Here is a 14,959-nt window from a genome sequence, read left to right as displayed (position 1 = left end):
CACCTCCCCCAAATTTTATGCCTTATCAGGCCTTTTCCAGCGTACACAGCAACGGATGCTCGTTCTCCCTCGCATAATCGTTCACCATCGCGACTTTGGTCTCCGCCACTTCGGCGGTAAAGATGCCGCAGATAGCTTTGCCACGATAATGAACGGTAAGCATCAGTTGCGTTGCACGTTCTACATCATAAGAAAAGAACTTTTGTAGCACGTCAATAACAAATTCCATCGGCGTGTAATCATCGTTCATTAACATAACTTTATACATAGATGGCGGTTTTAGCGCGTCACGCACTTTATCTTCCGCCAGCTGGTCAAAATCCAGCCAGTCGTTGGTCTTACCCATTTTGCATAACCACTTTGAATCTACCTCAGATGTTAGATAACAATCATCTATTACTGTCATCCGCGATGTCTGTCACAAACTGTTGCAATAGCGTTAACTGCTTCAAACTTTGGTTGATTATTGTCCCATCTCAAGCGCCAAACGCTTGACGACTTCTTTCGTTTCTCTAAATTGTACAAGCGTGAGATGGCGAGGTTTTGAACAGCCCCCACTCCACCACCGGTTCATTCCATCTTAACTTATAAGATTTACGAAGGATGTCGAAGCATGGAAATGGGTACTGTTAAGTGGTTCAACAACGCCAAAGGGTTTGGCTTCATCTGCCCCGAAGGCGGCGGCGAGGATATCTTCGCTCACTATTCCACCATTCAGATGGATGGTTACAGAACGCTCAAAGCCGGGCAGTCCGTCCGGTTCGATGTACACCAGGGACCAAAAGGCAATCATGCAAGCCTGATCGTACCCATTGAAGCAGAAACGGTCGCATAGCTCTCTGTTTTATTGTGTACATCCCGCCGTCAAAATGCCAGCCCGATCGGCTGGCATTTTTATTTTCAGCCTATTCGCGAGCCAACGCATCCACAGGATCCAGGCGCGCCGCATTGCGGGCAGGCAGCCAGCCAAACAAAATGCCGGTAAAAGTCGAACACAAAAATGCGGTAAGAATGGCCACCGGCGAGAAACCAATCTCCCAGCCGGGTAAAAAAAGCTGCAGAGCAAACGCGATCATCATCGACAGCGCAATGCCCATCGCGCCGCCCACCAGACACACCAGCACCGCTTCAATCAAAAATTGCTGCAGCACATCGCTGGCTCTGGCACCGACGGCCATGCGGATGCCAATCTCCCGGGTACGTTCCGTGACCGATACCAGCATGATATTCATCACCCCGATACCGCCGACCACCAGCGAGATCACCGCCACCAGCGTCAGGAACAGCTGAAGAGTACGTGTGGTCTTTTCCGCCGTTTTCAAGAGACCGTCCATATTCCAGGTGAAGAAATCTTTCTTCCCGTGACGCAACGTCAGCAGCCGTTCCAGCTGTTGCTCGGCCTGCGCGCTGTCGTAGCCCTCCTTCACGCGAACGGTGATGGAGTTCAGCCAGGACTGCCCCATAATCCGTCCGGAGATGGTGGTATAGGGCAGCCAGACGCGCAGGATCTTGCTGCTGCCAAACATCGACTGTTTCTCTTCCGCCACGCCAATCACCGTCGCAGGCATGTTTCCGACCAGGATAACCTCGCCCACCACGTTGGTTTTATTGGGGAAGAGCTGCCGGCGCGAGTTGGCGTCAAGCACCACCACCTGCGCCCGGCCCGCTAACTGCTCGGCATTGAAGGTGGCACCTTCGCTGAAGGTCATGCCATAGACGTTAAAGTAATCGCCGCTGACGCCGTTGGCGCTGGCAGCAACGTCAACATTGCCTACCCGCAGACGGAGGTTTTGTGAGACCGCCGGCGTGGCCGAATTCACCCACGGCTGCTTCTGGATAGCCGCCAGATCGTCGTACTTCAGCGCCTGCTGATACTGCGGCTCGTCATCGCCAAAATCTTTGCCGGGATAGACATCAATGGTGTTGGTCCCGATGGCCCGAATATCCGCCAGCACCAGCTGTTTGGCCGCGTCGCCCACGACCACAATCGACACCACCGAGGCGATACCAATGATGATGCCCAGCATGGTCAACAGGGTGCGCATTTTATTGGCGGCCATCGCCAGCCAGGCCATGGTCAGCGCCTCACGAAACCCGCTGGAAAATTGTCCCCAGCCGGTTGACGCCGGCAGGACTTCTTTCGGCGCCGCCGCCCGGGCGTGTCGCGCCGGCGGGTTGCTGACCAGCTCTCCGTCGCGGATCTCAATGATGCGCTCGGCCTGCGCAGCCACCTGCGGATCGTGGGTAACGATGATGACCGTATGCCCCTGATCGCGAAGCTGGTGAAGGATCGCCATCACCTCTTCACCCGAATGGCTGTCGAGCGCCCCGGTCGGTTCATCTGCGAGGATCACCTGACCGCCGTTCATCAGCGCGCGTGCGATACTGACACGCTGTTGCTGGCCGCCGGAGAGCTGCGAGGGCTGGTACTCCACCCGCTCCGCCAGCCCCAGACGCGTCAGCAGCACCTGGGCGCGCTCAAGGCGTTTTTTCCGCTCGACGCCGGCATAGACCGCCGGCACTTCGACGTTCTGCGCCGCCGTCAGGTGAGAGAGCAGATGGTAACGCTGGAAGATAAAACCGAAATGTTCCCGCCGCAGTTTTGCCAGCGCGTCACCGTCCAGCGTGGAAACATCCATACCGGCCACCCGATAGGTGCCGCTGGTGGGTCTGTCCAGACAGCCGAGAATATTCATCAGCGTCGATTTACCGGAGCCGGACGCACCGACAATCGCCACCATCTCGCCCGCTTCGACGCGCAGGGTGATCCCCTTCAGCACCTCAACCGGGCCATCACCCGACGGATAGCTGCGACGAATGTCATTCAGCTCTAGCAACGCCGTCATTTAGCGGCTCCGGGCAGGCTTTCGCTGGTGACAACCTCCTCACCCTCTTCCAGCCCTTTGACCACCACCACGTCGGTGTCATTACGTGCACCAATGACCACTTCTCGCTCACGCGTTTCGCCGTTGCGCAGCACTTTCACTTTATAGCGGCTCTCGCCGGTGGATTCACCCAGCGCAGAGAGAGGAATGGTGAGCACATTTTTCACGCCGGTAAGCTGAATGTGCACCTGTGCGGTCATGTCCAGACGCAACACGCCCTGCGGGTTAGGTACCTCGAAGCGCGCATAGTAGAAGATGGCATCGTTCACTTTTTCCGGCGTCGGCAGAATGTCTTTTAGCGCGCCTTCATAGCGCGTCTGAGGATCGCCGAGGACGGTAAACCAGGCTTTCTGCCCCGGCTTCAGATGAATAACATCCGCCTCTGAGACCTGGGCTTTCACCAGCATGGTGCTCATGTCCGCCAGGGTCAGAATGTTGGGCGCCTGCTGCGCCGCAATCACCGTTTGCCCCTGCAGCGTGGTAATTTGAGTCACTTCCCCGGCCATGGGCGCCACAATCTGCGTATAGTCGAGGTTGGTTTTGGCCGTATCCAGCGAGGCCTGGTTGCGCTTGATCTGCGCATCGATAGTCCCGATCTGCGCCTGCTTAACCGCCAGCTCGGTGGCAGCCGTGTCTAAATCTTGTTTCGAGATGGCCTGCGTTTTGGCCAGCGCCTGCTGACGCGTTAACGTCACCTGGGCCAGGTTGCGCTCAGCCTGCGCCTGTGCACGCTGGGCACGCAGTTCCATGAGCGTGGCTTCCACCTCACGGATCTGGTTTTGCGCCTGCTCAGGATCGATAACGCCCAGCAGCTGGCCTTTTTTCACCTTGTCGCCAATCTCAACCGACAGCGTTTTCAACTGACCGCTTACCTGTGCACCCACGTCAACCTTGCGCAGGGCATCCAGTTTTCCCGTCGCCAGCACGTTTTGCTGCAGCTCGCCCGGACGGACAATCAGTGTTTGATACTGTGGTACAGGGGCATTCAGGATCTGCCATAGCCAGAACCCTCCCCCGATAACAATTACCGCCAGCAGCAGAAACCACGTTCTGCGTTTTCCCTTGAGGTTCATAAATATTCCAAATAAATGTTCTGGCAATTATAAACGTTGATTCTATCTAAACGACTCCTCAACGAAACCCCCGCGCACCGAAATCGCCTCGATTTGTTGATGAGTTATTGAAATTTCGCCTGCTGAAATAGAACCCTTCCTTCAGAAGCAGGATCTAACATGTCTTCCATCGTCGATACACTTATTTCTCATCAGCACCAGCCTAAATCCGGCTGGCAGCTCTTCAATAATCTGGCCTTCGGGAAGATCACTCCGGGGCTGGCATGGCAAAACCCCGCTTATCGACGTAAATTCATGCTCCGTTCGCTGATGACACCGTTCAGCACCACGCGTCTGCTGTCAGAGCTGGCAAAGCAGCCGCGCCTGATGCAAATGTTGCAGGTGCAGCCGGGGCTGCCGTGCCGCCTGCACCGCCCGTGGTTAACGGTGGACATGGATCGCCGACAGGCGCTGGAATCGCTGACCTGGCACTACCAGACCATGACGCGCCAGCTTCCGGCAACGCTGGTCAAGGGTTACCTTTCACCGCAGGGGGCAACCCTGCTGACCCTGACCGGAAAAGACGAACAGCAGTTTACTGTGCGCCTGTGCGCTGACGCCTTCATGGATAAAGAAGGTGAAGCCACCCTCGTCTTTTGTAACCATCAGAATACCGTGCTGGCGGAAATGACCTTCACGTTGTGCCCGTTTGAAGGAAAAACAACGCTGTTCATCGGCGGCCTGCAGGGGGCAAAAGCACATGTTCCACATGAACTGATCCAGGGGGCGACCAAAGCGTGTCACGGCCTGTTCCCGAAACGCCTGCTGGTTGAAACGGCAATGACGCTTGGCGCAGCTTTCCCGGTTGAGCATATTGTCGCGGTGAGTAACGCCACGCATATCTACCGCAGCTGGCGTTACCGCAAGAAAAAAGAGGGGAAACTGCGGGCCGATTATGACAGCTTCTGGCTCTCCCTCGGTGGGCAAAAACAGGATAACGGCCACTTCATGCTGCCGCTCGCCATGCCCCGTAAGCCGATGGAAGAGATTGCGAGCAAAAAGCGCGCTGAGTACCGCCGCCGCTATGCGCTACTGGACAGCCTGACGCAACACGTCACGCAGGCGACCCGCACTTAATCCGCTTTCCCGCGTGCCAGCCACAGCACGCGGGAGAACATCTTGCGCAGCAGCGTCGGCACGGACTCCACGCCACGTCTCCCCGCTTCCGTCGCCACCTCAATCGCTAAATCAGGTTTTGAAGAGCGGTGGATGGCTTTGGCAATCACGCGCCGCATGTTCATTGGCACATCCACCGGCACCATCGCAATCCGGTGGAACACGTCGTCGAACCCCTGACGGTACATAAAGTGCTCCATGTCCATGGCCGGCAGCATGGTTAGGTGGTCGCGCTCTTCTTCGCGCTCATTATTCAGCAGGCCACGCACGGTCGCGGCATATTTTTTTCCCGCTTCGTCACCATCCACCAGCACATGCCATTCAATGCCCATCCGCCGGGCGAATTTGATCAGCGGCTTGATCCCCGACTGGGCAAATTCGATGACCTTGATACCTTCGGCATCAAAATGGTGGCCACACTGACGCGCCAGTTCGTTGATAACCCAGGTTTCCGTTTCTCCCTCAACCAGCAGCCAGCAGCGGGCGAACAGCGACGACGCACGATTAAAGCGGATGTGGAACGAGATACGACGTCCCTCTTCCGCGTTCATCCCGCCCGGCCCGAGGCGATAGGCGGTGACGCGGGAAGACTCACGTACCAGACGGCAGACGTGCTCGACCGGGGTCAGCGACAATAACTCGCCGGAATTGGTGGTGGTCACGCGCTGCAGCGGCAGCAGATTCAACAGGTGCCACGCCACCGAGAGCATGATCGGGTGCAGGCGCGTTTCCGGGTCTTCCACCAGCAGCAGCGGGCGGGCGTCACGGTCGAGACGAACGGTGCCCTTGGCCTGCAGTAGCGTCGAAAACAGCCCCAGCAAAATCACCCGATGGGTACGGCCACCGGGCCTGTCGATCATCCGGTTAATGATATCGAGGTAGCGCCAGCTGCGTTGTTCATCGTGAGAGCGGCGGCGCATCAGACGATGGCGCGACTCCGACGTCCCCTGCTCGGAAAAATAGTGTTCCAGCAGTTGTACCATTGCCGACAACCCCTGGCGGATTTGACCATCGGTCAGATTTTGCGGACGCGCCACCAGCTCTCGCGCCAGGAAATCCAGCTCGCGGGCGGTCACTTCCACTTCCGGCATATTCGGTACGGTGCCGTTGCGGATCCGCCGCATAAAACGCGCATCACGCAGGCGCAACACCGGCATCAGGCGAATCAGGTGGCGAGCCAGGTCGTCGATGTCATCCAGCGGAATGGGGTTGGCCTTCTCATCGAGGAAATCACGCAGGGTTAATACGCCCTCGTTTTCTGCCATCTCACCTTCCAGCCGGTAGAAAATCCGGTGGAAACCGTCGTCGCACGGAACCCAGCAGGGTGATAACGGACGGAAGCGACGCACGCGGTGACGCCCCGGCTCGGATTCGCGGAATGTCAGAATAATGTGCAGGTGTTTTTCGCGGCCATTCACATCGCCGGGAGGAAACCAGAAATCATCATGGGCAAAGTGATACAGATCGTCTTCGGGCGAAAGCAGCAGCGTCAGCGCATCCAGAAGGCTGGACTTACCCCACGCGTTCTCACCGATCAGGACGTTGTTCTGCTCAAGCTGCAGCGACAGGCGGTTAATACCGCGGAACCCAACAATTTCCACACGTTCGAGAAGCATAAATCCCCCGCGAGATGATCACTTTTTCCTTTAAGTTATCAGCAGTATAGCGGCAGGAACTTTGACACGACAGCACAACCTTCGTGCTGTAGAGAATTGGTCTATGCTCTATTTACCGTCGATTTGAACAAGGAATGACATCACGTTGCCATAAATCAAATTAACCGAATTAATTTTAGTGGCGAAGGGATGTTTTTGTTTTTAAAATAATGGCTCTTTGAGTCGTCATCCCTTTTTTGACGATATCCCGCACGCAGGAACGCGTGTGAAGTTTATTATTGAGGTGGTTATGTTTAGAAAATTAGCAGCAGAATGCTTTGGTACATTCTGGCTGGTGTTTGGTGGCTGCGGTAGCGCCGTTCTGGCAGCAGCATTTCCGGAATTAGGTATTGGTTTTGTCGGCGTTGCGCTGGCATTCGGTTTAACCGTATTAACCATGGCGTTTGCCGTGGGTCATATTTCCGGTGGTCATTTTAACCCGGCGGTGACATTAGGTTTATGGGCGGGCGGTCGTTTCCCTGCTAAAGAAGTCATTGGTTATATTGTGGCCCAGGTTGTTGGCGGGATTATTGCTGCAGCGGTTCTGTACGTTATTGCCAGCGGTAAAGCCGGCTTTGACGCCGCCGCAAGCGGCTTCGCCTCAAACGGTTTCGGCGAACACTCCCCTGGCGGTTACTCCATGCTCTCTGCCATCGTGATTGAAATTGTGCTGACCGCAGGCTTCCTGCTGGTGATCCACGGCGCAACCGACAAACACGCCCCGGCGGGCTTTGCACCTATTGCCATTGGTCTGGCGCTGACGCTTATCCACCTGATCTCTATTCCGGTCACCAACACCTCCGTAAACCCGGCGCGCAGTACTGCCGTCGCTATTTTCCAGGGCGGCTGGGCGCTTGAGCAGCTGTGGCTGTTCTGGGTAATGCCAATCATCGGCGGTATTCTGGGCGGCGTGCTGTATCGCACCCTGCTGGAAAAACGCGATTAATTGCGTGTGCAGTCGGGTAGCACTTACGCTTACCCGACCTGCATGACAACACTCAGGCCGGGTCAGGCGTTGCTGCCACCCGGCTTTTTTGTTGCTCCTTTACCTGACAACGTTTATTGGGTAGTGTCTCTGGCGCTTAACAGATATTCACAAGGACCCGTTGTTCATGTTTTCAGGACTCCTCATCATTCTGCTGCCTCTGATTGTGGGCTACCTTATCCCGCTGCATCGCGAATCCGCGTTACGGCTTATCAACCGTTTTCTGAGCTGGATTGTCTACGTCATTCTTTTCTTTATGGGGATAAGCCTGGCGTTTCTGGATAATCTGGCCACCAATCTGCTGGCGATCCTGCATTATTCTGTCGTCACCTGCGCCGTTATTTTGCTGTGCAATATTGCCGCACTTTTCTGGCTTGAGCGCACTATTCCGTGGAAAAATCACCACCATCAGGAAAAACTGCCGTCACGAATTGCAATGGCGCTGGAATCTTTAAAATTATGCGGCGTCGTAGTGCTGGGTTTTGTTCTTGGGTTGAGCGGATGGAATTTTTTACAGCACGCGACGGAAGCCAGTGAATATACCCTCATTTTCCTGCTGTTCCTTATCGGTATTCAGCTGCGAAATAATGGCATGACGTTGAAACAGATTGTCCTTAATCGCCGTGGAATGATCGTCGCGGTTATCGTCGTCATTAGCTCACTGGTGGCGGGCGTGATTAACGCTTTTATTCTCGGCCTGCCGTTAAAAACCGGTCTGGCAATGGCCTCCGGATTTGGCTGGTATTCCCTTTCCGGTATTCTGCTGACCGAATCGTTCGGTCCGGTCATCGGGAGCGCCGCCTTCTTTAACGACCTGGCGCGAGAATTAATTGCCATTATGCTGATCCCGGGCCTGGTGCGCCGCAGTCGCTCGACCGCACTGGGGCTGTGTGGCGCCACGTCGATGGACTTTACCCTGCCGGTTCTGCAGCGTTCAGGTGGGCTGGAGATGGTGCCTGCCGCCATCGTACACGGCTTTATTTTGAGCCTGCTGGTTCCCGTTCTGATGGCGTTTTTCTCCGCCTGATACTCCTCTGGCGGTAGGCTTTCTGCCGCCAAAATTGCGCTAAATCAATCTCCCTCTATTTTGTAGAAGAAAGCCCTTTTCACCGTTCAGTCACAGGCATAATCTCAAACATGTATATCAAATATAACTTTAACAGGTGTGATTATGTTTTGTGTGCAATGTGAACAAACCATCCGTACCCCAGCAGGCAATGGCTGCTCTTATGCGCAAGGTATGTGCGGCAAAACCGCAGAAACATCAGACCTGCAGGATCTGCTGATTGCCGCCCTGCAAGGCCTTTCCGCATGGGCATTCAAGGCCCGCGAATATGGCATTATTGACCACTATGTAGACAGTTTCGCCCCCCGCGCCTTTTTCTCCACGCTGACTAACGTTAACTTTGATTCCCCGCGCATCGTCGGCTATGCCCGCGAAGCAATTGCGCTGCGTGAAGCGCTGAAAGCGCAGTGCCTGAGCGCCGATGCCAACGCACGGGTAGAAAACCCAATGGCAGACCTGCAGCTGGTGAGCGACGACCTGGGCGAGCTGCAGCGTCAGGCAGCAGAATTCACCCCCAACAAAGATAAAGCGGCGATTGGCGAGAACATTCTCGGCCTGCGTCTGCTCTGCCTGTACGGCCTGAAAGGGGCCGCGGCCTATATGGAACACGCGCACGTTCTGGGCCAGTACGATAACGCTATCTATGCTCAGTACCACAAAATCATGGCGTGGCTGGGTACCTGGCCTGCCGAGATGAATCCGCTGCTCGAATGTTCAATGGAAATCGGCCAGATGAACTTCAACGTGATGCGTATTCTGGATGCCGGTGAAACCCGCACCTACGGCCACCCGACACCGACGCAGGTTAACGTTAAAGCGACCGAAGGCAAGTGCATCCTGATCTCCGGCCATGACCTGAAAGACCTCTATAACCTGCTGAAGCAGACCGAAGGCACGGGCGTTAACGTCTATACCCACGGCGAAATGCTGCCCGCACACGGCTACCCGGAACTGCGTAAATTTAAACACCTGGTCGGGAACTACGGCAGCGGCTGGCAGAACCAGCAGGTTGAGTTCGCCCGTTTCCCGGGCCCCATCGTGATGACCTCTAACTGCATCATCGACCCCACCGTTGGCGCGTATGACGACCGCATCTGGACCCGCAGCATCGTTGGCTGGCCGGGTGTGAGCCACCTGGAAGGGGATGATTTCGGCCCGGTCATTGCCCAGGCGCAGCAGATGGGTGGCTTCCCGTACAGCGAAATCGAACATCTGATCACCGTCGGCTTTGGTCGCGAAACCCTGCTCGGTGCCGCGGATTCACTGATTGACCTCGTGAGCCGTGAAAAACTGCGCCATATCTTCCTGATTGGCGGCTGTGACGGCGCGCGCGGTGAGCGTAACTACTTCACCGATTTCGCCACCAGCGTACCGGAAGATTGCCTGATCCTGACGCTGGCGTGCGGTAAATACCGTTTCAACAAGCTGGACTTCGGCAACATTGAAGGTTTGCCACGTCTGGTCGATGCGGGTCAGTGTAACGATGCCTACTCTGCCATCATTCTGGCCGTCACGCTGGCGGAAAAACTGGGCTGCGGCGTCAACGATCTGCCGCTGTCGCTGGTGCTCTCCTGGTTTGAACAGAAAGCGATTGTCATCCTGCTGACCCTGCTCTCTCTCGGTGTGACCAACATTGTGACCGGCCCCACCGCACCCGGCTTCCTGACACCGGATCTGCTGGCCGTGCTGAACGAGAAGTTTGGTCTGCGTTCCGTGACCACCGTAGAAGAAGATATGCAGCAGCTGCTGAGCGCGTAAGGAGTTATTCATGACCATGCCAACCTCACAATGTCCGTGGCGGATGCAGGTTCATCACATCCATCAGGAGACGCCGGATGTGTGGACGCTGTCCCTGCTGTGCCATGACTACTATCCGTACCGTGCAGGTCAGTATGCGCTGGTCAGTGTCCGCAACTCAGCGGACACGCTGCGCGCCTACACGATCTCCTCAACGCCGGGCGTGAGCGAGTACATCACGCTCACTATCCGCCGTATCGATGATGGCGCAGGCTCGCAGTGGCTTACCCGGGACGTGAAGCGCGGGGATTACCTCTGGCTGTCGGACGCACACGGGGATTTCACCTGTGACGATAAAGCGGAAGATAAATTCCTGCTGCTGGCCGCCGGGTGTGGCGTCACGCCGATCATGTCAATGCGTCGCTGGCTGGCGAAAAACCGTCCGCAGGCTGATGTTCAGGTGATCTTCAGCGTGCGCTCGCCGGAAGATGTGATCTTTGCCGAAGAGTGGCGTAACTATCCGGTGACGCTGGTGGCGGAACATAACGCAACCCACGGTTTTGTCGCCGGACGTCTGAGCCGCGAACTGCTGCAAAGCGTCCCGGATCTCGCGGAACGTACCGTGATGACCTGTGGGCCGGCGCCGTATATGGATATCGTTGAGCAGGACGTGAAAGCGCTGGGCGTGACCCGCTTCTTCAAAGAGCAGTTCTTCACCCCGGTCGCGGAAGCGGCAACCAGCGGAATTACGTTCACCAGACTGCAGCCTGCTCAGACTTTCTTTGGCCGGGTCGGCACCACGCTACTGGACGCGCTGGAAAGCAACAACGTGCCGGTGGTGGCAGCATGCCGTGCTGGCGTGTGTGGCTGCTGCAAGACCAAAGTGGTCTCCGGTGAGTACACCGTGACGAGCACCATGACCCTGACCGAGGCAGAAATCGCCGACGGATACGTGCTGGCGTGCTCGTGTCATCCACAGGGCGATCTTGTGCTGGCATAATCAGCCAACGCGCGAATGACGGGGGTAAGCGCTCGCGTTTACCCCCCTGTTAGTACGCCTACCGCCAGACCGGCGCTTTCCCCAACGCAAAACGCCCAGCGCCTAAGCATGCTATCGCCAGCGCACCGATAAAGAAGTACACCAGGCTCTCAATCGCCCAGGCACCTACCGCGTCCAGCGCAAAGGTTTCCCCCGTCCCGACCATCAGCCACGCCACAATAATGGTAAACGCCAGCACCAGCGCCGCCGGGCGCGTAAAAAGCCCCACGATAATCAGGACAGGCGCCACCACTTCGCCAATGAGCACGCCGTAGGCGATAAACCCCGGTAATCCTTTTTCCACCAGCATGCCGCTGATGAACCCCACGCCACCCAATAACTTGTGTAAACCGTGAAAAAGCATCAGCCCACCGACGGCAAGTCGTAACAAGAGTTTGCCGGCATCGTCGCACGATAGCTTTTCATTAACAGCAATTAACAATGATTTAACCATTTGAAATGATTCCTGTTTTCATCTGTGTGATGACCAGATTATGCCGAATCATTGCGGGTGAAAAGCACCTTTTAATAAGGGGGAAAGCGCGGCAATACAGTGACTTTCTTCTAAGCTTGTAAGCGATATCACTTAAAGGAGATGGACACCCATGAAACAAACCGTGGCTGCATACATAGCAAAAACCCTCGAGCAGGCAGGCGTAAAGCGCATCTGGGGCGTAACCGGCGACTCCCTGAACGGGCTGAGCGATAGCCTCAATAAGATGAAGACCATTGAATGGATGCCAACCCGTCATGAAGAGGTTGCCGCCTTCGCGGCTGGGGCGGAAGCGCAGGTTACGGGTGAACTGGCCGTCTGCGCCGGATCGTGCGGTCCGGGCAACCTTCACTTGATCAACGGTCTGTTTGACTGCCACCGCAATCACGTACCGGTCCTGGCGATTGCCGCCCACATCCCTTCTTCCGAAATCGGCAGCGGCTATTTTCAGGAGACGCATCCTCAGGAGCTGTTCCGTGAATGCAGCCACTATTGCGAATTAGTTTCCTCACCAGAACAAATCCCTCAGGTTCTGGCCATTGCAATGCGCAAAGCCGTGCTTAACCGCGGTGTTTCGGTGGTCGTTATTCCCGGTGACGTGGCGCTGAAGGCCGCGCCTGAAGGTGCCAGTTCGCACTGGTATCACGCCCCACAGCCTGTCATCACGCCGGCTGAAGAAGAGCTCAAAAAGCTCGCGCAGCTGCTGCGTTACTCCAGCAATATCGCCCTGATGTGCGGCAGTGGCTGTGCAGGCGCGCACAAAGAGCTGGTGGAATTTGCCGGCAAGTTAAAATCCCCGATTGTTCACGCCCTGCGCGGCAAAGAGCACGTCGAATATGACAATCCGTATGACGTGGGCATGACCGGACTGATCGGTTTTTCTAGCGGTTTCCACACCATGATGAATGCCGACACGCTGATCCTGCTCGGCACCCAATTCCCGTACCGCGCGTTTTACCCGACGGATGCCAAAATCATTCAGATTGATATTAACCCGGGCAGTATTGGTGCCCACAGTAAAGTCGATATGGCGCTGGTAGGGGACATCAAATCCACCCTCGCCGCCCTGCTGCCGCTGGTGGAAGAAAAAACCGACCGGAAGTTCCTCGACAAAGCCCTCAGTGATTACCGCGATGCACGCAAAGGACTGGACGATCTTGCCAAACCGAGCGACAAAGCCATTCATCCCCAGTATCTGGCGCAGCAAATTAGCCATTTCGCGGACGACGACGCCATTTTTACCTGCGACGTGGGCACCCCGACCGTCTGGGCAGCACGCTATCTGAAGATGAACGGCAAACGCCGTCTGCTGGGGTCATTCAACCACGGTTCGATGGCCAACGCCATGCCGCAGGCGCTGGGGGCCAAGGCCACCGCACCAGAGCGTCAGGTGGTGGCGATGTGCGGCGACGGCGGGTTCAGCATGCTGATGGGCGATTTCCTGTCGGTTGTGCAGATGAAGCTCCCGCTGAAAATCGTGGTCTTTAACAACAGCGTGCTGGGCTTTGTGGCGATGGAGATGAAGGCAGGTGGCTATCTGACGGACGGCACCGAGCTGCACGACACCAACTTCGCGCGCATCGCTGAAGCCTGCGGCATCACCGGTATTCGCGTAGAGAAAGCCTCAGAAGTCGATGAAGCCCTGCAGCGCGCCTTCTCCATCGACGGTCCGGTACTGGTGGACGTGGTGGTGGCGAAAGAAGAGCTGGCGATCCCACCGCAGATTAAACTCGAGCAGGCCAAAGGATTCAGCCTCTATATGCTGCGCGCCATCATCAGCGGACGCGGTGATGAGGTAATCGAACTGGCAAAAACCAACTGGCTCAGGTAAAACATTTCACATAACCTCTTAAATTAAAGGGATGTGAAATGATTGATTTACGCAGTGATACCGTTACCCGTCCGGGTCGCGCCATGCTCGAAGAGATGATGGCCGCCCCGGTCGGGGACGACGTCTACGGTGACGATCCGACGGTGAATGCGCTGCAGCGTTATGCCGCCGAGCTAAGCGGTAAAGAGGCCGCCCTGTTTCTGCCATCCGGCACCCAGGCCAACCTGGTGGCGTTGCTCAGCCACTGCGAACGCGGTGAAGAGTATATTGCCGGTCAGGGCGCGCACAATTACCTGTACGAAGCAGGCGGTGCGGCGGTACTGGGCAGCATTCAGCCTCAGCCGATTGATGCCGCCCCGGACGGCACCCTGCCCCTCGACAAGGTCGCGGCGAAAATCAAAGTCGATGATGTGCATTTCGCCCGCACCAGGCTGCTCAGTCTGGAAAACACCCACAACGGCAAAGTGCTGCCGCGCGAGTACCTGAAAGCAGCGTGGGAATTCACCCGCGAGCGCAAACTCGGGCTGCACGTGGACGGCGCGCGCATCTTTAACGCCGTGGTGGAGTATGGCTGCGAGCTGAAAGACATCGCGCAGTATTGCGATTCGTTCACTATTTGCCTGTCTAAAGGGCTGGGGACGCCCGTTGGCTCGCTGCTGGTGGGCAATGCGGACTACATCAAACGCGCGGTCCGCTGGCGTAAGATGACCGGCGGCGGGATGCGCCAGGCCGGTATTCTGGCAGCAGCCGGACTGTACGCCCTGAAAAACAACGTGGCCCGCCTGAAAGACGATCATGAAAACGCCGCGTGGATGGCCGCACAGCTACGCGAGATTGGTGCAGACGTTATGCGCCACGATACCAACATGCTGTTCATTCGCGTGGGCGAAGAGCACGCTGCCGCGCTGGGTGAGTTTATGAAAGCCCGTGGCGTGTTGATCAACGCCTCGCCGGTGGTACGCCTGGTTATGCACTTAGACGTTAATCGTCAGCAGCTGGCAGACGTGGTGAAACACTGGCAGGCGTTTTTACAGCGCTAA

13 protein-coding genes are annotated in these 14,959 nt (G+C 56.4%); 8 read left to right on the top strand and 5 right to left on the bottom strand.

Features of this window, described 5'->3' with window-relative positions:
* Positions 1 to 25: 25 nt before the first annotated feature.
* On the bottom strand, positions 26 to 346 hold the full coding sequence (clpS, locus tag AB6731_RS11765) for an ATP-dependent Clp protease adapter ClpS (protein ID WP_006174393.1): 321 nt from the start codon (positions 344 to 346) through the stop codon (positions 26 to 28).
* Between the two features lie 267 nt (positions 347 to 613).
* Between clpS and cspD the strand changes: the two genes are divergently transcribed.
* Positions 614 to 835 (top strand): cold shock-like protein CspD, encoded by a 222-nt coding sequence (cspD, locus tag AB6731_RS11760; RefSeq protein WP_008499993.1) that lies wholly within the window; start codon positions 614 to 616, stop codon positions 833 to 835.
* Positions 836 to 905: 70 nt separating this feature from the next.
* Here the strand turns inward: cspD and macB are convergent, their stop codons facing one another.
* Positions 906 to 2,846, bottom strand: a complete 1,941-nt coding sequence (gene macB, locus AB6731_RS11755) for a macrolide ABC transporter ATP-binding protein/permease MacB (protein WP_331705829.1) — start codon at positions 2,844 to 2,846, stop codon at positions 906 to 908.
* Positions 2,843 to 3,958 (bottom strand): macrolide transporter subunit MacA, encoded by a 1,116-nt coding sequence (gene macA / locus AB6731_RS11750; protein ID WP_020884838.1) that lies wholly within the window; start codon positions 3,956 to 3,958, stop codon positions 2,843 to 2,845. The genes macB and macA overlap by 4 nt, the downstream gene beginning before the upstream one ends.
* A 159-nt stretch (positions 3,959 to 4,117) precedes the next feature.
* Between macA and AB6731_RS11745 the strand changes: the two genes are divergently transcribed.
* On the top strand, positions 4,118 to 5,074 hold the full coding sequence (locus tag AB6731_RS11745; protein ID WP_181240109.1) for a VirK/YbjX family protein: 957 nt from the start codon (positions 4,118 to 4,120) through the stop codon (positions 5,072 to 5,074).
* Here the strand turns inward: AB6731_RS11745 and AB6731_RS11740 are convergent.
* On the bottom strand, positions 5,071 to 6,729 hold the full coding sequence (locus AB6731_RS11740) for an ATP-dependent endonuclease (protein WP_014169354.1): 1,659 nt from the start codon (positions 6,727 to 6,729) through the stop codon (positions 5,071 to 5,073). The two genes, AB6731_RS11745 and AB6731_RS11740, sit on opposite strands and share 4 nt — an antisense overlap.
* Positions 6,730 to 7,018: 289 nt before the next feature.
* Between AB6731_RS11740 and aqpZ the strand changes: the two genes are divergently transcribed.
* The 4 genes from aqpZ (at position 7,019) to hcr (ending at position 11,556) form a co-directional block, all read left to right on the top strand.
* Positions 7,019 to 7,714: an aquaporin Z gene (aqpZ, locus tag AB6731_RS11735; protein WP_025204573.1), complete on the top strand. Its 696-nt coding sequence runs from the start codon at positions 7,019 to 7,021 to the stop codon at positions 7,712 to 7,714.
* 166 nt (positions 7,715 to 7,880) lie between these two features.
* Positions 7,881 to 8,780, top strand: coding sequence for a lysine exporter LysO family protein (locus AB6731_RS11730; protein ID WP_020884841.1), 900 nt, complete (start codon positions 7,881 to 7,883; stop codon positions 8,778 to 8,780).
* A gap of 144 nt (positions 8,781 to 8,924) precedes the next feature.
* A complete protein-coding gene (hcp, locus tag AB6731_RS11725) occupies positions 8,925 to 10,577 on the top strand; it encodes a hydroxylamine reductase (protein ID WP_032677785.1) in 1,653 nt (550 codons plus the stop codon).
* A gap of 10 nt (positions 10,578 to 10,587) precedes the next feature.
* Positions 10,588 to 11,556 (top strand): NADH oxidoreductase, encoded by a 969-nt coding sequence (gene hcr, locus AB6731_RS11720; protein ID WP_047955294.1) that lies wholly within the window; start codon positions 10,588 to 10,590, stop codon positions 11,554 to 11,556.
* Positions 11,557 to 11,614: 58 nt separating this feature from the next.
* On the opposite strand, the gene AB6731_RS11715 is transcribed toward hcr, so the two are convergent.
* Positions 11,615 to 12,049, bottom strand: a complete 435-nt coding sequence (locus AB6731_RS11715; RefSeq protein ID WP_371006391.1) for a DoxX family protein — start codon at positions 12,047 to 12,049, stop codon at positions 11,615 to 11,617.
* Positions 12,050 to 12,200: 151 nt separating this feature from the next.
* Here AB6731_RS11715 and poxB point away from each other — a divergent pair, with 151 nt between their 5' ends.
* The gene (poxB, locus tag AB6731_RS11710) at positions 12,201 to 13,919 is read left to right on the top strand and encodes a ubiquinone-dependent pyruvate dehydrogenase (RefSeq protein WP_014169348.1); all 1,719 of its coding nucleotides are present in this window, start codon (positions 12,201 to 12,203) and stop codon (positions 13,917 to 13,919) included.
* Positions 13,920 to 13,957: 38 nt separating this feature from the next.
* Complete coding sequence (gene ltaE / locus AB6731_RS11705) at positions 13,958 to 14,959, top strand: low-specificity L-threonine aldolase (protein WP_020884843.1); 1,002 nt, start codon at positions 13,958 to 13,960, stop codon at positions 14,957 to 14,959.

This window comes from Enterobacter sp. RCC_40 (genome assembly GCF_041360735.1).
Taxonomy (GTDB): domain Bacteria; phylum Pseudomonadota; class Gammaproteobacteria; order Enterobacterales; family Enterobacteriaceae; genus Enterobacter; species Enterobacter ludwigii.
The sequence above is the reverse complement of the archived record's forward strand: the minus strand, read 5'-3'. Positions and strand labels throughout refer to the sequence as shown.